Source organism: Yoonia vestfoldensis (assembly GCF_002158905.1).
GTDB classification, from domain to species: Bacteria; Pseudomonadota; Alphaproteobacteria; order Rhodobacterales; family Rhodobacteraceae; genus Yoonia; species Yoonia vestfoldensis_B.
The window spans coordinates 3,789,166-3,805,169 of the sequence record NZ_CP021431.1 but is presented as its reverse complement, the minus strand read 5'-3'; the positions used below and the strand labels follow the sequence as shown (position 1 = coordinate 3,805,169).

General features: G+C 59.7%; 20 protein-coding genes and 1 pseudogene. 8 read left to right on the top strand and 13 right to left on the bottom strand.

What is annotated here, in order from left to right; all coding sequences use genetic code 11:
- Positions 1-57 precede the first annotated feature (57 nt).
- From LOKVESSMR4R_RS19100 to LOKVESSMR4R_RS20345, 7 genes are read right to left on the bottom strand one after another with little or no spacing between them, the layout of a single operon-like run.
- Positions 58-771 (bottom strand): ATP-binding cassette domain-containing protein, encoded by a 714-nt coding sequence (locus LOKVESSMR4R_RS19100; protein WP_087212163.1) that lies wholly within the window; start codon positions 769-771, stop codon positions 58-60.
- 8 nt (positions 772-779) lie between these two features.
- A complete protein-coding gene (locus LOKVESSMR4R_RS19095; RefSeq protein WP_036541488.1) occupies positions 780-1,547 on the bottom strand; it encodes an ATP-binding cassette domain-containing protein in 768 nt (255 codons plus the stop codon).
- On the bottom strand, positions 1,540-2,385 hold the full coding sequence (locus tag LOKVESSMR4R_RS19090) for an alpha-D-ribose 1-methylphosphonate 5-phosphate C-P-lyase PhnJ (protein ID WP_036541494.1): 846 nt from the start codon (positions 2,383-2,385) through the stop codon (positions 1,540-1,542). The genes LOKVESSMR4R_RS19095 and LOKVESSMR4R_RS19090 overlap by 8 nt, the downstream gene beginning before the upstream one ends.
- Entirely contained in the window at positions 2,378-3,391 is a 1,014-nt protein-coding gene (locus LOKVESSMR4R_RS19085; RefSeq protein ID WP_087212160.1) for a carbon-phosphorus lyase complex subunit PhnI, read from the bottom strand. Before LOKVESSMR4R_RS19085 ends, LOKVESSMR4R_RS19090 begins: the two co-directional genes overlap by 8 nt.
- On the bottom strand, positions 3,375-3,950 hold the full coding sequence (gene phnH, locus LOKVESSMR4R_RS19080; protein WP_157898282.1) for a phosphonate C-P lyase system protein PhnH: 576 nt from the start codon (positions 3,948-3,950) through the stop codon (positions 3,375-3,377). Before phnH ends, LOKVESSMR4R_RS19085 begins: the two co-directional genes overlap by 17 nt.
- A complete protein-coding gene (gene phnG, locus LOKVESSMR4R_RS19075; RefSeq protein ID WP_024899711.1) occupies positions 3,947-4,366 on the bottom strand; it encodes a phosphonate C-P lyase system protein PhnG in 420 nt (139 codons plus the stop codon). The genes phnH and phnG overlap by 4 nt, the downstream gene beginning before the upstream one ends.
- Before the next feature lie 34 nt (positions 4,367-4,400).
- Positions 4,401-4,571: a hypothetical protein gene (locus tag LOKVESSMR4R_RS20345; protein WP_162290746.1), complete on the bottom strand. Its 171-nt coding sequence runs from the start codon at positions 4,569-4,571 to the stop codon at positions 4,401-4,403.
- Between the two features lie 95 nt (positions 4,572-4,666).
- Here LOKVESSMR4R_RS20345 and LOKVESSMR4R_RS19070 point away from each other — a divergent pair, with 95 nt between their 5' ends.
- Positions 4,667-5,527 carry a tyrosine-type recombinase/integrase gene (locus LOKVESSMR4R_RS19070; RefSeq protein ID WP_420645921.1) on the top strand — a complete coding sequence of 287 codons (861 nt, stop codon included), beginning with the start codon at positions 4,667-4,669 and terminating at the stop codon, positions 5,525-5,527.
- A gap of 35 nt (positions 5,528-5,562) precedes the next feature.
- On the opposite strand, the gene LOKVESSMR4R_RS19065 is transcribed toward LOKVESSMR4R_RS19070, so the two are convergent.
- The 4 genes from LOKVESSMR4R_RS19065 to LOKVESSMR4R_RS19050 all read right to left on the bottom strand — a co-directional run bounded on the left by LOKVESSMR4R_RS19065 (position 5,563) and on the right by LOKVESSMR4R_RS19050 (position 8,731).
- Positions 5,563-5,964: a type II toxin-antitoxin system VapC family toxin gene (locus LOKVESSMR4R_RS19065; protein WP_087212157.1), complete on the bottom strand. Its 402-nt coding sequence runs from the start codon at positions 5,962-5,964 to the stop codon at positions 5,563-5,565.
- Complete coding sequence (locus LOKVESSMR4R_RS19060; protein ID WP_087212154.1) at positions 5,964-6,206, bottom strand: type II toxin-antitoxin system Phd/YefM family antitoxin; 243 nt, start codon at positions 6,204-6,206, stop codon at positions 5,964-5,966. The genes LOKVESSMR4R_RS19065 and LOKVESSMR4R_RS19060 overlap by 1 nt, the downstream gene beginning before the upstream one ends.
- Positions 6,207-6,310: 104 nt before the next feature.
- Entirely contained in the window at positions 6,311-7,432 is a 1,122-nt protein-coding gene (locus LOKVESSMR4R_RS19055) for a ParB/RepB/Spo0J family partition protein (protein WP_087212151.1), read from the bottom strand.
- Between the two features lie 3 nt (positions 7,433-7,435).
- Positions 7,436-8,731, bottom strand: a complete 1,296-nt coding sequence (locus tag LOKVESSMR4R_RS19050) for an AAA family ATPase (protein ID WP_087212148.1) — start codon at positions 8,729-8,731, stop codon at positions 7,436-7,438.
- Between the two features lie 523 nt (positions 8,732-9,254).
- Between LOKVESSMR4R_RS19050 and LOKVESSMR4R_RS19045 the strand changes: the two genes are divergently transcribed.
- The 4 genes from LOKVESSMR4R_RS19045 (at position 9,255) to LOKVESSMR4R_RS19030 (ending at position 11,418) form a co-directional block, all read left to right on the top strand.
- Complete coding sequence (locus LOKVESSMR4R_RS19045; protein ID WP_087212146.1) at positions 9,255-9,935, top strand: DnaA N-terminal domain-containing protein; 681 nt, start codon at positions 9,255-9,257, stop codon at positions 9,933-9,935.
- Between the two features lie 319 nt (positions 9,936-10,254).
- On the top strand, positions 10,255-10,677 hold the full coding sequence (locus tag LOKVESSMR4R_RS19040; RefSeq protein WP_087212143.1) for a hypothetical protein: 423 nt from the start codon (positions 10,255-10,257) through the stop codon (positions 10,675-10,677).
- Positions 10,678-10,754: 77 nt separating this feature from the next.
- Positions 10,755-11,009 (top strand): type II toxin-antitoxin system prevent-host-death family antitoxin, encoded by a 255-nt coding sequence (locus tag LOKVESSMR4R_RS19035; protein WP_237331859.1) that lies wholly within the window; start codon positions 10,755-10,757, stop codon positions 11,007-11,009.
- Positions 11,002-11,418 (top strand): hypothetical protein, encoded by a 417-nt coding sequence (locus LOKVESSMR4R_RS19030; protein ID WP_237331858.1) that lies wholly within the window; start codon positions 11,002-11,004, stop codon positions 11,416-11,418. The genes LOKVESSMR4R_RS19035 and LOKVESSMR4R_RS19030 overlap by 8 nt, the downstream gene beginning before the upstream one ends.
- 28 nt (positions 11,419-11,446) lie before the next feature.
- On the opposite strand, the gene LOKVESSMR4R_RS19025 is transcribed toward LOKVESSMR4R_RS19030, so the two are convergent.
- Positions 11,447-11,740: a hypothetical protein gene (locus tag LOKVESSMR4R_RS19025; protein ID WP_047998094.1), complete on the bottom strand. Its 294-nt coding sequence runs from the start codon at positions 11,738-11,740 to the stop codon at positions 11,447-11,449.
- Positions 11,741-11,894: 154 nt separating this feature from the next.
- Here LOKVESSMR4R_RS19025 and LOKVESSMR4R_RS19020 point away from each other — a divergent pair, with 154 nt between their 5' ends.
- Together LOKVESSMR4R_RS19020 and LOKVESSMR4R_RS19015 are read left to right on the top strand one after the other, a co-directional pair.
- Positions 11,895-12,764 (top strand): tyrosine-type recombinase/integrase, encoded by an 870-nt coding sequence (locus LOKVESSMR4R_RS19020; RefSeq protein WP_087212134.1) that lies wholly within the window; start codon positions 11,895-11,897, stop codon positions 12,762-12,764.
- A gap of 9 nt (positions 12,765-12,773) precedes the next feature.
- Positions 12,774-13,832: pseudogene (locus tag LOKVESSMR4R_RS19015) on the top strand (IS91 family transposase); the annotation flags it as partial.
- A 58-nt stretch (positions 13,833-13,890) separates the two neighbouring features.
- Here LOKVESSMR4R_RS19015 and LOKVESSMR4R_RS19010 read toward each other — a convergent pair.
- Positions 13,891-14,601: an IS6 family transposase gene (locus LOKVESSMR4R_RS19010; protein WP_087212131.1), complete on the bottom strand. Its 711-nt coding sequence runs from the start codon at positions 14,599-14,601 to the stop codon at positions 13,891-13,893.
- On the opposite strand from LOKVESSMR4R_RS19010, the gene LOKVESSMR4R_RS19005 reads away from it, so the two are divergent.
- A complete protein-coding gene (locus tag LOKVESSMR4R_RS19005) occupies positions 14,596-15,984 on the top strand; it encodes a mannose-1-phosphate guanylyltransferase/mannose-6-phosphate isomerase (RefSeq protein WP_420645896.1) in 1,389 nt (462 codons plus the stop codon). The two genes, LOKVESSMR4R_RS19010 and LOKVESSMR4R_RS19005, sit on opposite strands and share 6 nt — an antisense overlap.
- The last annotated feature ends 20 nt before the right edge of the window (positions 15,985-16,004 follow it).

Sequence of the window (16,004 nt, the reverse complement as noted above, 5' to 3'; positions counted from 1 at the left end):
GCATGCGCGTTTCGCGCCAGCTCGGACAACCCGTTCTTTTTGATAGTAAAATACGTATTACGTAGCATCCTGAGTCTCCGAAGTGAAGGCAAGGTGGAACGGCTTGTGTTTAGGAGGTAGTTCGGCTTTTGTTGGATCCAGTGAGACCGCTGTCCTTGCCGTTGGGATGCCGTCCTCGGTTTGGTGCACGCCGATGAGCAACGCGGTGCCCGCTTTCGCCAAGTCAGACAGGAAGGACCAAATGATGGGGTGCAGCGGTCGATCGAGCGAGGCGAAGGGCTCATCGAGTAGAAGTATCCGCGGTCGCCGCAAGGCGGCGAGCGCGATGTTGAGACGTTGCTTCTCTCCACCGGACCAGGTCACGGCAGGCAGGTCCCATATATGTGGCGGCAGCGCCAACTGCTCAAAGAGCCCTTCTATTTCGGTGAGGCAAGTGCCGGGCGCGGCCGTCTCTCGGGCAAGGTCGCGTCCGGACTTGCCCGGAATAGCTGTCAGAAACTGCGTGCAATAGCCAATGGTTGAACGCCTGATCGAGATCAGTTCCACCACGGAAAGGGTGAGAAGATCGCGCCGCCACCCGCCGGTATCCAGGATCGCCGTGCCCGCGCTCGCCACGCGCGTACCGTAGATAAGGTCCAGCAGCGTCGATTTTCCCGAGCCCGAGCCGCCGACGACCAGTCCCACCTCGCCCGCCGTCAGCGTGAAGGTCGCCGGGCCGATTGTCCGGTCGCCATAACGTTTCGCAAGGCCTTCAACACACAGAATCGTCATTCGAATACTCAAATCATCGACGCGACGAGATCGCGACTTGCTGGATGGCAGGGATCGGTAACCAATCGGTCCGGCGGCGCTTCCTCGACGATCCGCCCCTCGTGCAGAACGATGACGCGGTGCGCGAGGAGTCGGGCTATGCGCAAGTCGTGGGTCACGAGCAGCATCGCCACGCCCGTCCGGCGCTGGAGTTCGGACAAGAGCCTCAGGAGCCGCGCCTGGGCGGACGTGTCGAGGCCCGTCGTCGGTTCGTCTAGGAACAGGATGTCCGGCTCGTGCACGAGCGCGCGAGCGATTTGCAGCCGCTGCTGCATGCCGCCTGAAAACACACCCGGCAGGTCACGCATCCGCGCTTCATCAAGGTCCAGTGCCGCAAACCAGTGCCGTGCTGCCTCCAAGGCCCGGCCGAAGTGGCGTTCGCCATTGTCGAAGAGCGTCTGGGCGATGTTGGCGGCGGCGCTCGCGGCCAGGTCGAGCGTCTCGCGGGCGTCCTGTGCGACGAAGCCGAACCGCCGCCGGCGGAGTGGGACGAGGGCCTGTTCGGGCAGATCGTAGAGAGACAGCGACGCCCTGTCATCGACCGAGAGCAGGACCCGACCCTTCGTCGGAGGCAGGCATCCGGCGGCCGTGCGCAGCAGCGTCGACTTTCCCGCGCCGGATTTTCCAACGAGACAAAGAACCTCGCCTGGATAGAGCGAAAGCGAAGCACCTCGCACGATGCGCCCGCCAAAGGAGATACCATCAAGCGTCAGGAGGGGCTGCGGCAGATCAGGCACTGGCGGCTTCCTCCATGCGCTCGGCACAGCATTCCGTGTCCGAACAGACCCATTCGCTCGTTCCGTCGTCCTTGAGGAGAAGGTGGTCGAGATGGCTCGTGGTACAGCCGCATATCACGCAGCGCCGTCCGTCCGAGGGATAGCCGGGGTCAAAGGGAACGTCCTCGAAGGCGATGCTTTCCACGCGCGTATAGGGCGGCAGGGCATAGAGCCGGCGTTCGCGCGCCGCGCCGAATATCTGGATGGCCGGCGAATTGTCGAGGCGGGCATTGTCGCGCTTGGGGATAGGAGAAGGCGACATCAGATAGCGGCCTACCACCATGGCAGGATAGTCGTAGCCAGGCTGGGCGATACTGCCGCTTCCCGTCCTCTCCTCGAAGAGTCGCGTATAGACCCGGCCGTAATCAGCGGCAGCGTGCATGCGCGCCGCCTCTCCGGCTGAACTGACGAAGGCTCGCAGCGGGTCCGGCCGCGGCACCTGGTAAACGACGACCTGTCCTTCCGCGAGCATCGCCTCGGGCACGCGCTGGCGGACCTGGATCAGCGTCGCCTCGCGGGTCAGGGTCGTGGTGGCAACGAAGGCGGTGCGCGTGAAGAAGGCGCGGATATTGACGGCATTCACGGTCTCGTCGGAGCCGTGGTCGGTCACCTTCAGGCGGTCATCCTCACCGATGAGGCTTGCCGTCACGACCATGCCGCCAACGCCCCAGCCATAGGCGATCGGCATTTCCGGCGCAATGAAGGGCACCTGGTAACCGGGAACGGCCAGTGCTTTCAGAATGGTGCGACGGACGGAGCGTTTGCTGTCTTCATCGAGGTAGGCGAAGGTCTCAGTCATCGCCGGCAAGCCTCCGGATCGTTTCGAGATCGGCCTGGAAATCGGAGTAATGCGGCAGCTTGAGATGCGAGACGTAGCCGCTCGCCTCGACCCCGTCGCCATGCCCCAGCACTAAGTCCGGATCGAGCCCGGATTTCAGAGCCTGATCGACCGTCGCCATCGCCACCGCCTTGCGCTCGTTTGCGCCGAAGGCAACGCCGAAGCCCGCAGACAGATGCGATTGCCGCCCGTCGAGTACCGGGGCCACCATGCGGCAGGCCGTCACCTCGATATCGCCGACGGAGACGGTGAGGCCGATATCCTCCAGTTCGACGAAAACCTCGACCTCCCCGGCGGAAAGCTCCTCGACATAGGGATGGGATGCGCCGGCGGTGCGAAGGCGCGTATAGGCAATGCCCGTCAGGAAGCCTTCTTCGCCGCGCACCAGATGGCCGAGCGTTTCGGATGCGCCGTAGGGAGGGCGCAGCGGCACCCGCGTGATGTCGACCGGCGCTTCCTCCGGCTCCCGGCCCTCCCCGGCAAGGCGATCGCAGCATCGGGATGAGGGAGGCGCGCATGAAGTGCTCACAGCCTCCTCGGGAAGTGGAGAAGAAGCTGCCTCTTCCATGAGAGAGAAATCGAGCAGCCGGTGGGTATAGTCGTAGGTTGCGCCGAGGATCTGGCCGCCCGGCAATTCCTTTACGGTGGCGGAAATATGCCGGTCGTGACGGATGGCGGAAAAATCGATGGGCGCGCTATGGCCCATGCGCCGCAAGGTCGCACGATGGGCGCGCAGCAGAAACGTCGCCTCCGCTACGTCGCCCTGCGCCTGTTTCAGCGCCAGGGCGGCAAGGTCCCGGTCGTAGAGCGCGCCTTCGGTCATCACCCTGTCCACCGCACCCCGCATCTGCTCACTTATCTGGGCGACCGTGAGTTCCGGCACGATGGAATCTCCCCGACGCCTGCGCGCCAATACGTCGAGGCTTGCGGCGATGGCAGCCTCGCCGCCCTTAACGGGAACGTACATCGGATATCTCCAGCCTCACGCTGCGGGGAAGGCAGGCGCAGCGATCTCCCGCCGTTAGGATGAGGTCGATGCCGAGCGGATAGGCAGCGTTGTTGCACGTCCATTGCGCAAGAAACGCCGCCGGCAGGCCAAGGGGGGCGAAGGTGCGGGCCCCGGGTCCGATTCCCGGCCCCGAAAGGTTGAGCGCCGCGCCACCCGAAAGGCCCGTGACCTCCGCAATGACGGTGGCGGAAAGATGCGGGTCGGCCGGGGTCCCCTTCGGAAAGACATCGATCCGATCCAGCATCTCGCCACGACAGAGCGCAAAGGTGCAGGAGGCTCGATCCGCCATCGGCCACCGTGCCGCGACGGCGCGATCCCGGATATCCGCGAAGCTTTCGTCGATCCAGAGCGGTGTCGTGGTGTCGGCCAACGTTGACAGGACGACCGCGTGCGCCGCCTGGCCTTCAGCAAGGACGACGACTTTGCCGGGGTAGGAAAAGGCTTCCAGAAGCCGGCGGAATGCGCGCTGGTCCTCGTGGATGCGGTCCGCGCCTCGCTGGTCTATCTCGATTTTCACGGTGCACTTCCTTGTCTCGCCGCGGTGAAGAAATGCGCCGTCGTCTTCTGCGCCTCCTCGGCCTTGCGGCATCGCCGCGCCATGATGGCGTCTTCGGCCGGCTGCAGCAGTTCCGATGCGAGCAAGGCGCGGGACTGCGGATCTTGCAGCAGCGCGTCGAAGAAGGCGGCAAGCTCCGCCCGCTCCGGATCGCGGCCAAGCACCACGGCATAACCGCGCCGACCATCGATCTCCACGACACAGCGCGTCATGGTCGCCTCGCCGAGATGGAAGGGCGTTCCCGTTACGGGTGCTTTCGCACGCAACTGGAGAAGGCCGACCTCGGGTCCGACAAGCCGGCGCGCCAAGTGGCGCTGCCGGCTGCCGTCGAAGGCCGATCTCAGGAGATCGATGGGCGCGCGGGCAAGCACACCCATCCATTCACGCCGCCCGCCCTCGGTGGAACAGTGCTCAGGCACGGCTGACCTTGGCGTCATAGACATCCTCGGGCGCAAGCGGCACGAGACGGTCGCGCATTTCGCGCTTCAGCGCGGCAAGGCGGGTTTCTTCCTCGGCTGAGCGACCTTCCTTGCGGGCAAGCTCGATGAACTCGCCGCGCACATGGCCGGGCCGGATCGTCACCTCGACCACGGTGCCACGATAGCTGAAGCGGAAATAATACTTCCCCTTTGAAGGCCTATGCCAAGGACTGGGCGCACTTCGCACGCTGGTGCCGGATGAAGGGTGCCGAGCCCCTTCCCGCCTCATCCGAGATGATCGGGCTTTACATCGCCGATCTCGCCTCCGGGTCGGGCCCCTCCCCTGCCCTTTCGGTATCGACAATTGACCGGCGTCTGTCCGGCCTTGCGTGGAACTATGCGCAACGGGGCTTTGCACTCGATCGCAAAAACCGTCACATCGCGACCGTGCTCGCTGGCATCAAGCGCAAACACACGCGCCCACCTGTGCAGAAGGAAGCAATCCTGGCCGAAGACATCCTCGCGATGGTAGCCACTCTGCCTTTCGACCTGCGCGGATTACGGGATCGGGCGATCCTGCTGCTGGGATTTGCTGGCGGGCTGCGGCGGTCAGAGATCGTCAGCCTCGACGTGCACAAGGACGACACGCTCGACAGTGGTGGCTGGATCGAAATCCTGAAAAATGGTGCGCTTATCTCGCTACGCGGCAAGACCGGCTGGCGCGAGGTCGAAATCGGCCGCGGATCGTCCGAACAGACCTGCCCCGTTCATGCCCTCGAACGATGGCTGCACTTCGCAAAGATCGACTTTGGTCCGATCTTCGTCGGCACCTCGCGCGACGGCAAAAGGGCATCCGAAACGCGCCTGAATGATAAGCACGTTGCGCGGCTCATTAAGCGCACAGTCGTAGACGCAGGCATCCGATCCGAGCTGCCCGAGAAGGACCGCCTTGCACTGTTTTCCGGGCACAGCTTGCGCGCCGGTCTGGCAAGCTCTGCTGAGGTCGACGAACGCTACGTTCAAAAGCAGCTGGGCCATGCCAGCGCCGAAATGACCCGCCGCTATCAGCGCAGGCGCGACAGGTTCCGCGTGAACCTGACAAAGGCCGCGGGACTGTAAGACCCCTCCCTGCCCTATCGAATGGCATCTTGCTTTCAGAACGGATCTTCGACCGCAGCCCCTGTTGGCGCAAAGTCACTCACATTCCCCGTAACAACAATCGCGCCGTGGCGTAGCGCCGACGCAGCAATCATTAGATCCGCGCCAGTGTGACCTATCTCGGCCGAAAGCCGGCCCCAGATGCGGGCATCCTCGGCCTGGAAAGAAAGCAACCGATCCGAGAACAGCATGATAGTCTGATCAAGCCAAGACCGAAGATCCTGCGCAAACCCGGGGTCCCGGGCTTCCTGCTGGCGAATGCCACGCTCAATTTCGCCCAATGTCACAACACTCAGGAAGAGGTCCTGTTCTGCCTTGCCTCGCAACCAGGCGGCTACCTTGGGTGCGCGGTCCGGACGACGCACGGCCGAGATGACGTTCGTGTCGAGTATGTACATCAAAAGCTTACATCACGCAGGGTGGCAGATGCCCGTGGGAAATCGCCCCCGGGAAATGCCATCAAATGCTCTGCAAAGCTTCCCCGCGCCTTCACAGCCCCTTCAACAAGTCTATGATATTCATCGGCAGACAGCACAACAACCGCAGGCTTGCCACGGCGCGTCACCTCTTGCGGGGTCCCTGCCAACGCGGCATCAACCACCGCACTGAACTTGTTCTTCGCATCCTGAACGGTCCACATGAGCGTCATCCTAGCTAGCTATCTAGCTAGACATTTAAAGCGTGAAGGTGACGGAGTCAAGAAGACGCACAACGCCCCTACCCTGCCCCAAGCCCGCCAGAGCCCTAGGAGTCCTTGTCCAATGACGTCAAAAGCGCCTCAATCCCTTCCTGAAGTCTTGACCGAGAGATTGCAGAAAAATCCCTGTTCAGTCGTAGCTCGATCTTGCCGTCCGACGCAGTCACACGTACCTCGCCTTCGGGGCGACCCAGCCGGAGCGAGGTCTTGGAGACCGTTTTAGGGGGCATCTGTCGTCTTGGCTTTTTGAGGGCAGCAAAGCTGTCGCGCAACATTTGCACTTCTTTATCCGCATCCCGATCAGGCAGTTCACGCAACGCCGCGATGATGCTTGTCCTGCGGTCCGGCTCTACCTCGATCATCTTGTAAAGGTCCAGACCCAAGGCGCGCGGTATCGCTTCGGGGTGACGCACCGCACCATCCAACGCTTCAAGAACGCGGGCGAATTGCCGGATGTAGGTGCGCTTCTGCTTGAGCGCAGAGGCATAAAGCGTTGATACAGCATCACCCGATGACACGCCCTCATCCCGCGCATAGGACAGCGCGAGCTGGGCCATTTCACCAAATGACAGATCTTTGCGGATCAGGTTTTCGTCGACCATCTTGCGATACAATGTGACCAGCGGTTCCCCGCGGGGAACCATCGCTGCCGGGATCCGCGTATACCGTGGATCGCCGGTTTCCTCTGCCAATTGGATAAAAGCCGTCAGGCGTCTATACCCCTGAATAAGCTCGAAACCATCGGCGGTCTGTTCAACACGGATCGGGTTCGACAGGCCGACCGATTTGATCGATTCCTTCAGTTCTGCCAGATCAGGATCAGCATTGGCGGACCTGTCGCGCGTCAGCTTTGTCATCAGCACATCAGAGGTTTTGATCAGATCGGTAATCAACCCCAGCTTTTTCAGACGCACATGTTCATGCGCCAAAGCATCGTTTTCCGCGCGGATCGCTGCCTCTGCCGAAGCACGCTCAGCCGTTGCATCGGCGGTCTCTGCAATCGCACTGGCCATCGGCCCACGTCGCGCAGGAACGGCTTCGCGGTTTTGAAACGGATGGCCTTGCACGTTGGAAGATTTTGTTTCCATCGGTGACGGGTTCCCCGCGGGGAACTCTTCATTGTCTTCGGGTTCAAAATTGATATCGAAGACGGAGCGCTTCTTAACCATTCATCAGTCCTCCAGCTTGTCCCATGCGTCGACCAATGTGGCCTGAAATTCGTCATAGGCACGATCAAATGACATCCGCGCACGACGCCATGTTTCGCGAGTCATCTGCCGGTAATCCATTTCATAGATCGACGACAGGAACCGGCCTGATTGTTCTACCGCGCGGGTCATTTCAATCGGGTTTGCGGTGACATGTGACTTGAACACCTGCTCAAATGCTTTTTGCATCGCGCGGTGTAGGTCATTGTTCGGTTCAAAACGCGTCAGTAGGAAACGAATAGCTGCAAATACCTTTTCAGGGTTAGTGCCCGACGGCAGGCGCCCACGAAAACGGCCAAGATCCTCTAGCGCTTCGGACAGCTGGCCGATGAAACTGGTGGTGCTGTCATATTCCCAATAGCCAGGACCAGATGGCACATACAGCACATCGGCCGCAAAAACCGCATTCATCGACTGATAGCCGATCGCAGGCGGGCAATCGAAAATGATCAGGTCATAAGCATCCGGCGGGATCTGGTCGAGGTATCGCGACACCGCCGCAAAGAACGACCATTCGGGGTTCAGGTGCCGGTACTGGGCGCTGGCAAATTCGACAAAGGCGGCGTTGGCGCAGCTTGGGATAATGTCGATAGTCGGCCAGCTGGTGGATTTAATGAAATCCGTGACGCGCAATTCGTTCAGGCCCATGCCGGTAACGGCGGCGGGCAATTTGCGCTGGGGCAGGGCGGTCCCGCTTTCGGCACCGGCAGCGGCGGCATTCATCCGTTCGGTTTCACGGATAAGGTCGCGGGCCATGATGCCCCAAACCGTCACCTCTTCGGATACATCGGACAAACCCATGGAATGACTTAACGTGGCTTGCGGATCAAAATCGACGGCCAGCACGCGATAGCCGTTCAGCGCAGCGGCATGGGCGAAATGCAGCGCGACGGTAGATTTACCGGCACCGCCTTTAAAATTCGCAATCGCCGCGCGAATCGCTCGTTTGCCTGCTTGACGGGGCGGCATCAAGGACATGCCCTTGATCTTTACCTTACGGCGGAGTTCATTGATCTCTTCCAATGTATACCAGCGCTGACGGCCGTCTTCTTCGACCAGACCTTCGGGAAGGGAAGGGTCTGCGGCCAGCCGCCCGCGGAACGTGGACGGATTGATCTTGAGGATCAGCTCTGCCACTTCCCAGCTTGAAAACCGACGCAAGGTTTTCTCCATCTCGGGGGAATAGGTTTGTTGCCGGATAAACCCCTGCATCTTAAGCGACTGCGCCTGCAGCTTTGCCAGATCTTCGTGTGTATACATAAACGGACTCCGGTCATTGATGCTTGTTGCCTTGCGATGGTTCCCCGCGGGGAACCAATGCCAGAGGACAAATCAAACGTTAATTATTCTTCTTTCCTGATTTACGCCGAAACTACACGAGAAAGAAAGTGAATTTTTCCATCTTGGAGAGCTCTGACATGTTGGCCCTTCGAATCGCGGGCCCTGGCGCTTTTCCCGCGCAATAAGGCGATCAATGCATACGCCATGATCCACGATATAGCGGGACACCATATCAACAATCGCTAAGTATTGGGGGACAAAAACTGTCATATAGGGGACGTACAAGCTGCCCCCTTATACCTATATACCGGAAAATCTATTTTAAATGAAGGCGTTTGGATGACACCCTCGAAACAGGCCCTTGACAGAATCGCATTGTTGGACGCAAATTAGGGAACAGGACGGAAAGGCGTTTTCGTTTTTCACCGCTCCTTATGATCCATCAAGAGATCTGACCAAGAGGTATAGTAAAGCTGCGCGATCTGCGCAGTAGAGGGCAGTCATGCACATTGTCAAACCTGCGCGCCAACGCGATGCAGCGCAAAAATATGATATCATCACGGCCTTGGGCGCTTACGCTTTGGCCCGTAATAAACATGACCAACGTTTGGTGCTACGGCTGATTACCTTAGTCACTGCACGTTACAACTGGGCCCGCGACGATCTGGCTGTCGGTCAGCGCGAAATTGCCAGGCTTTGGACTGTCGACGAACGTACTGTGAAACGTGAAATGGCAAAGCTGCGTGGGCTGGGGTGGCTCGTCGTAAAACGGCAGGGCGCACGCGGGCGGGTCACGGAATATGGCCTGAACATCGACCGCATTCTGGAAATGACGCAAGAGAATTGGTGCAACGTCGGACCTGACTTTGACCTGCGGATGACCGGCCAGCCGGAAACACCAGAAGTGGTGCCATTGCCGATCAAGGGCACATTGCCGCCACCCGATACCAGTTCGGGGACCGAATGGGCGCTAGCGCAGGCTATTCTTTATACCGAAATGCCGGATAAATATGCCAGCTGGTTACGCAGTCTTGCACGTGTCGATAGGGCAGGGGGGCGGCTTACGCTAAAGGCGCCAAGCCGGTTTCATTGCAATTATGTTCAGACGCATCTCGCAAAACATGTTTTGGCAGCATGCCAAGCGGTAGATCCGGATGTGTCGGATATTGCGCTTGTCATTTAAAGAATGAGGTCCAGGGCAGCTCCTTATTGCACTCGACGAATTAATTTTGAGAGCCAGCACAGGACACGTGAAAAACAACAACGCCTACCTCGATGCTATGATGAGGCAAGAAAACTGATGCTCTCGCCACATAAACTCGACCGGCTGGTGAGTCTGCATAGCCATCGAAGATCAAGAGACAATTGCGGCATACTTCAAACCATACGATCATCAAGAAGAAGAATGTTGGTTTGAAGGTGACCCAGATCACCCGCGTCAGGTGCAGGTCTGGGATGTGATCAACTTATCATGGAACAAGAAGGCAATTTAGGTTTGCTAGATGTTCACAGACGCCTCGGCCCAGGTGGCCAACCTTACCGCCGTCTTTGTCTGTGTTAATGCTTATAACGCTGAGGGTGGCACAATGCTGCTCGATTGGCTGGTGACGGATGAAGAAGCGACCTATACCAAACTACTCTCCGAGTATCAGGCCTTGGAAAAAGAGTACGCTAGACAACATGACCCCCCCGAGATCGATACGCAGCTTGGCGTGTTGGAAGCAGAGGTCCAAAAGATCGAGATCCGGCCGATAGCCTTCAATCCGACAGACATCGGACGGGCAGGGGCGTTCGTCACGTTCGACCGCTACGGCGCGCTGGTAGCCTATCGCGGCTACGACCACCTGACTTCGGACGAGTCCTTCGAGAACGGCAACACCGCCTATGAGTACACCTACACTGAGACCGTGCGGTGGTACGGATGACACATGGGAGTGCTCAACCCATCTCTTGCAGAATATCCAGAATGTATGTATATTCTGCACAAATGGAGACCCAGATCATGCATGAGCTTCCCGAGTTCAAGGCGGCCGACCTGACGCGGCACACAAGTGACCTGTTTGACGCGGCTATTCGGTCGCCGATTGCGATCACCAAACATCGTAAGCCGAAATTCGTGCTGATGAGCATGGACCAGTACCAGCAGCTCGCGCGGGGGGCCACGCAACAGGCTCATATGGTTGACGAGATGCCCGAGGATCTCAAGGCGCTGATGATAGAGGGGCTCGAGCGGGACTTGACGCAGGCTGATGACTAAGCCGAGCGCGGGAGAGGTTTTCCGCTACCCGTTCCTATGGAAACGCGAACAGATGGCGGGCGAGACAGAGGGCCGCAAGACACGGCCTGTCTGCATCGCCGTCACTGTCGCCAAGTCCGATACAGAGACCGTGGTGTTCATCCTGCCGATCACGACGCGACCGCCTTTGCCCTCGCGCAAGTGCATTGAGGTGCCACAGATCGAGTCGCAGCGTGTGGGGTTGGAGACCCATGTCCGCAAATGGGTCATGCTGGACGAGATCAACACCGATATTCTGGAGCGGTCCTATGTCTGGGAGGACCGCACGCCCATCGGCACGTTCAGTTCCGTCTTCACATCCAAAATCCAGTCCAGCCTGATCGCGCTTGCCAGGTCGGGCGGGGCATCGATTGTTGATCGGCTGAAGTAGTCTCAATCACCGCAGGGGCTACCCAGCTTCATTTGTTCCCATCGATCCATTTTGACATCAGCCCCTTGTCGCGGAAACACTCATCCGGGACGGCGCGGCGTTTGATCCGGGCGAGACGCTCGGCGAAGGCGACCTGCTTTGATGTCGGGCGGCTGTCCTGCGCGCCCGGGTTCAACTTGGCTTGTGCGTCGATCCAGGCGCTCAGGGACCGCCGATCTTGCTGAACCTCCCACGGCAAAAGCGTCTGGTTGCGCAAGGCCAGCGCGCGCGCATAGGCGATCTGCTTGGGCGTCGCGGGCAGGGCGTAAGCGGTGCTTTCCATCGGGGACCCCCTTCTTAAAGCGTCACGCCCAAAACCTGAATCGCGGGGATTGAACGAACCCGCTGACGCGGGATGGGCGTTGCTATTGGCGGGAATGGCCTCCTGATGCATAGGTTTGGTTGCTGAGACCACCCTTTGAACAGGAGACCAAACCATGGCAAATGCCACATCAGCGGTAAGCCCGCTGCGCCGCCGTATGATCGACGACATGACGCTTCGCAACCTGTCGCCGGCCACACAACGATCCTATCTGCATGCTGTTGCCAAATTCAGCCGGTATTTTGATAGGTCACCAGATCAACTCGGTTTAGAAGATGTTCGGGCCTTTCAGGTCTATCTGGTAGCGCAGGATATTTCGTGGCCGGCGCTTAATCAGACAGTTTGTGCGTTGCGCTTTTTCTATGGTGTCACGTTGAACCGGGCAGAGATCCCCGAGCGGATCGCCTACGCGCGAACCCCGCGCACGTTGCCGACGATCCTGAGCGCCGATGAAGTTGTGCGGTTCCTCGAGGCGGTGCCGTCTCTGAAGGCGCGTGCGGCACTGACGACAGCCTACGCCGCAGGGCTGCGCGCCTCGGAAGCGGTCAGTCTGAAGGTCACAGATATCGACAGTGATCGTATGGTGCTGCAGGTCCGTCATGGCAAAGGCGCCAAAGACCGCACGGTCATGCTTTCGCCACAGCTTCTCGGCATCTTGCGAACCTACTGGCGCCTGGCTCGACCGCGGAACTGGCTATTTCCTGGGCGTGGCGACAAGCCCATCGATGTGCAGGTGCTGCACTCGGCCTGTAGATCGGCAACCAAGGCGGCGGGATTGACCAAAAAGGTGAGCGTCCACACTTTGCGGCATAGTTTCGCCACCCATCTTCTTGAAAGCGGCGTCGATATCCGCATCATTCAGGTTCTGCTCGGACACAGCAACCTATCGACGACTGCGCGCTACACGCAAGTTGCCACGACAACGATAGCGAAGACGCAGAGCCCGTTTGATCGGCTGAGCCTTGAGGTAGTGCCACCCGGCTAAGGATGAGCTATGCCTCCCTCCTTGGAGATAGCGGACGTCTTCGGCCGCTACGGTCCTGCCTATATCCATGCTCACGACGGCCACCTTGGGCGCGTAGAGCGCCGCGTTATGTCCGCGATCGAACTGTGCCGCACGGCTGCGCTCGGTGGCCATGTCGAGGGCTGCCGGACCTGCGGCGTTGTGCGTGTCGCCTATAATTCCTGCCGCAACCGGCATTGCCCCAAGTGTCAGGGCGCGGTCGCACGCGACTGGCTGGAGGCCCGGGCCGGTGACCTTCTGCCGGTGCCTTATTTCCACGTAGTCTTCACACTGCCCACCGAGATTGCATCCATAGCCTTCCAGAACAAAGAGGTTGTCTACACTATTCTGTTCAGGACAGCCGCCGAGACGCTGCGCATCATAGCCGCCGATCCCAAACATCTCGGAGCCAGGATCGGTCTCACTGCCGTGCTGCATAGCTGGGGTCAGACCATGAGTTATCATCCTCACCTCCATTGTATTGTTCCGGGGGGTGGCCAGTCACCTGATGGCACGCGCTGGATCGCGTGCCGCCCCAACTTCTTTTTGCCGGTCCGGGTGCTGTCACGCGTGTTTCGCCGGCTTTTTCTTCAAGAGCTTCACGCAGCTTTTGAGGCTGAGCAGCTAAAGTTCTTCGGTGACATCGCTGAACGCGCCGACCCACAGGCATTCACCCAACTTCTGACAGAAGCCACTCGTCAAGAATGGGTTGTCTATGCCAAACCACCCTTCGGAGGGCCAGTACAAGTGCTGGCGTATCTGAGCCGGTATACCCACCGTGTCGCCATTGCCAACTCACGCCTGGTCAGCATGGCAGATGGCAAGGTGACGTTCCGCTGGCGTGACTATCGCCATGGTCGCCGGCCCAGAACGATGACCCTTGATGCCGCAGAGTTCATCCGCCGCTTTCTTCTTCATACAGTGCCCGATAGCTTTCATCGCATCCGTCATTACGGCTTCCTTGCCAACGGACAGCGCGCCGCCCGCCTCACAGTGTGCAGAGCATTACTGGCCAACCTGACGCAACAAACTGAGATACGTTCCAAACCCACAAAGAGGCGTTGCCAAGTTATTTTTACCGAACCGAATGCAACCTGAGCCAAGCCCGTCAGGCGGTCATCTCGCGGGCATAGTCGGCCCAGAGGTTGAACGCATCTGCCCTTGCATGACGATAGGAGTTAGCGGTGAGGCGATAGCGGCGAGGTTTGAAGATCGTGTTGATCTGGTCATGGGCTGCAAGGAAACGTTGCGCTTGTCTTGGCGATTTAAATCGGCCCATGATTTTCTCTCGTCGCCGCGTCGGCCTGTGGCTGCCTTCTATTCGATTGTTAAGCCCCTTGTGGGCACGGTGATCGGCTCCCGGTGCCTGGCGTGCGATTGGTTTGATGTAGCTACGCAGTTTGTCGGTGATGATCACCCTCGGTTGGCCAAATTGAGCAATCAGCTTTGCCAGAAAGCGCTTTGCGGCTTTGGCATTGCGCCGTGTTTGCATAAGAATATCAAGTGTGTCGCCGTTGGCATCCACCGCACGCCACAGCCAGTGCTTCACGCCATTGATCGTGATCACAACCTCGTCCATGTGCCATTTGTCGTTCGGACGTAATCGATCCCGACGGATACAGCCCGCAAAATGCGTGCCAAACCGGTTGACCCAAAGGCGGATAGCTTCGCGGCTGACAATCACGCCGCGCTCCGCCAACAGGTCTTCCACATCCGCCGTGCTCAGGGCAAAGCGGTGGTACGCCCAAACCGCATAAGCAACGACCTCACGCGGATAACGAAAGCCCTTCAGGCGCGGCATGGACGATGGGATTTGCATGCTGCACCTCTACCCAAGTCGAGCAGCACAAACAACTTGGCAATGCCATTTTCCGCGCTCGCAGGCACGGGCAGCCTGTTCCAAGCCAGCCTGACCCGGCTGGGCGGCGATGTCTTTGCGGCGCCGCTGGTCGTGACGGCGGACCAGTTCCGGTTCATCGCGGTGCAACAGATGCAAGCCATGGGCATCACGCCGCAGGCCGTGCTGATCGAACCCGCCCCGCGCGATACCGGCCCTGCCGTTCTGGCCGCCGCCTTGCATCTGGCCCAGAGCGATCCTGACGCGCTGATGCTGGTCGCCCCCTCTGATCATGTGATCCCCGATGCGGCCTTGTTCGCCCAAATTGTTGCCGCGGCCATTCCCGCCGCCGCGGCCGGGCAGATCGTCGCTTTTGGCATCACGCCCGAACGGGCGGAGACCGGCTATGGCTATCTTGAGCTCGCAGCCCCGCTCCAGGATGATCCGCAGATCACACCGCTGGTCAGTTTCGTCGAAAAGCCCGATGCCGCCCGCGCCGCCAAGATGCTGGCCGAGGGGCGCTATCTATGGAACGCGGGCCTGTTCTTGTTCACCGTCAAGGATATCCTGGCCGCCTATGCGCTCTATGCCCCCGATATGGTCGAGGCGGTGCAGACAGCCGTGGATGACGCAAGCCATGATCTGGGATTTCTGCGGCTTGCGCCGGAACCATGGGGCCGCGCGCCCGCGATTTCCATTGATTACGCGGTGATGGAACAGGCCGACAACCTTAGCGTGGCCCCATATGCGGGGCGCTGGTCTGATCTGGGCGATTGGACAGCGGTCTGGCGCGAAACCGAAACCGACGGTCTGGCGCTATCCGGTCCGGCCCATGCGATCGATTGCACCGATACGCTGCTGCGGTCCGAAAATGACGGACAGGTGATCGTCGGCATCGGCTTGCAGGACATCATCGCCGTCGCCATGCCCGATGCCGTGCTGATCAGCCACAAAAGCCGCACGCAGGACGTCAAACAGGCCGTCGCGCTGTTGAAAGCGCGGGGTGCCTGTCAGGCCGAAAGCTTTCCCAAGGATCACCGCCCCTGGGGCTGGTTCGAAAGCCTTGCCACGGGTGATCGGTTTCAGGTCAAGCGGATCGTCGTGGATGCGGGTGCCGCGCTGTCGCTGCAATCGCATCACCACCGCGCCGAACATTGGATCGTCGTGCAGGGCACCGCGCGGGTCACCTGTGACGGAACGGTGAAACTGCTGACCGAAAACGAATCCATCTATATTCCGCTCGGATCAACCCACCGGTTGGAAAATCCGGGCAAACTGCCCGTGGTCCTGATCGAAGTGCAAACCGGCAGCTATCTGGGCGAGGATGATATCATCCGCTATGAAGATATCTATGCCCGCGACTAGCGGCCTGACGAAAGACCAAG

What these genes read in the sequence shown, in the direction of transcription:
- LOKVESSMR4R_RS19030 (WP_237331858.1), top strand. Translation starts at nt 11,002, where the DNA reads ATGACTAAGCCGAGCGCGGGAGAGGTTTTCCGCTACCCGTTCCTATGG.
- LOKVESSMR4R_RS19035 (WP_237331859.1), top strand. Translation starts at nt 10,755, where the DNA reads ATGCATGAGCTTCCCGAGTTCAAGGCGGCCGACCTGACGCGGCACACA.
- LOKVESSMR4R_RS19090 (WP_036541494.1), bottom strand. Translation starts at nt 2,385, where the DNA reads ATGACTGAGACCTTCGCCTACCTCGATGAAGACAGCAAACGCTCCGTC.
- LOKVESSMR4R_RS19060 (WP_087212154.1), bottom strand. Translation starts at nt 6,206, where the DNA reads ATGTGGACCGTTCAGGATGCGAAGAACAAGTTCAGTGCGGTGGTTGAT.
- LOKVESSMR4R_RS19020 (WP_087212134.1), top strand. Translation starts at nt 11,895, where the DNA reads ATGGCAAATGCCACATCAGCGGTAAGCCCGCTGCGCCGCCGTATGATC.
- LOKVESSMR4R_RS19070 (WP_420645921.1), top strand. Translation starts at nt 4,667, where the DNA reads ATGAAGGGTGCCGAGCCCCTTCCCGCCTCATCCGAGATGATCGGGCTT.
- LOKVESSMR4R_RS19065 (WP_087212157.1), bottom strand. Translation starts at nt 5,964, where the DNA reads ATGTACATACTCGACACGAACGTCATCTCGGCCGTGCGTCGTCCGGAC.
- LOKVESSMR4R_RS19045 (WP_087212146.1), top strand. Translation starts at nt 9,255, where the DNA reads ATGCACATTGTCAAACCTGCGCGCCAACGCGATGCAGCGCAAAAATAT.
- phnG (WP_024899711.1), bottom strand. Translation starts at nt 4,366, where the DNA reads ATGGGTGTGCTTGCCCGCGCGCCCATCGATCTCCTGAGATCGGCCTTC.
- LOKVESSMR4R_RS19055 (WP_087212151.1), bottom strand. Translation starts at nt 7,432, where the DNA reads ATGGTTAAGAAGCGCTCCGTCTTCGATATCAATTTTGAACCCGAAGAC.
- LOKVESSMR4R_RS19040 (WP_087212143.1), top strand. Translation starts at nt 10,255, where the DNA reads ATGTTCACAGACGCCTCGGCCCAGGTGGCCAACCTTACCGCCGTCTTT.
- LOKVESSMR4R_RS19010 (WP_087212131.1), bottom strand. Translation starts at nt 14,601, where the DNA reads ATGCAAATCCCATCGTCCATGCCGCGCCTGAAGGGCTTTCGTTATCCG.
- LOKVESSMR4R_RS19050 (WP_087212148.1), bottom strand. Translation starts at nt 8,731, where the DNA reads ATGTATACACACGAAGATCTGGCAAAGCTGCAGGCGCAGTCGCTTAAG.
- LOKVESSMR4R_RS19100 (WP_087212163.1), bottom strand. Translation starts at nt 771, where the DNA reads ATGACGATTCTGTGTGTTGAAGGCCTTGCGAAACGTTATGGCGACCGG.
- LOKVESSMR4R_RS19085 (WP_087212160.1), bottom strand. Translation starts at nt 3,391, where the DNA reads ATGTACGTTCCCGTTAAGGGCGGCGAGGCTGCCATCGCCGCAAGCCTC.
- LOKVESSMR4R_RS19025 (WP_047998094.1), bottom strand. Translation starts at nt 11,740, where the DNA reads ATGGAAAGCACCGCTTACGCCCTGCCCGCGACGCCCAAGCAGATCGCC.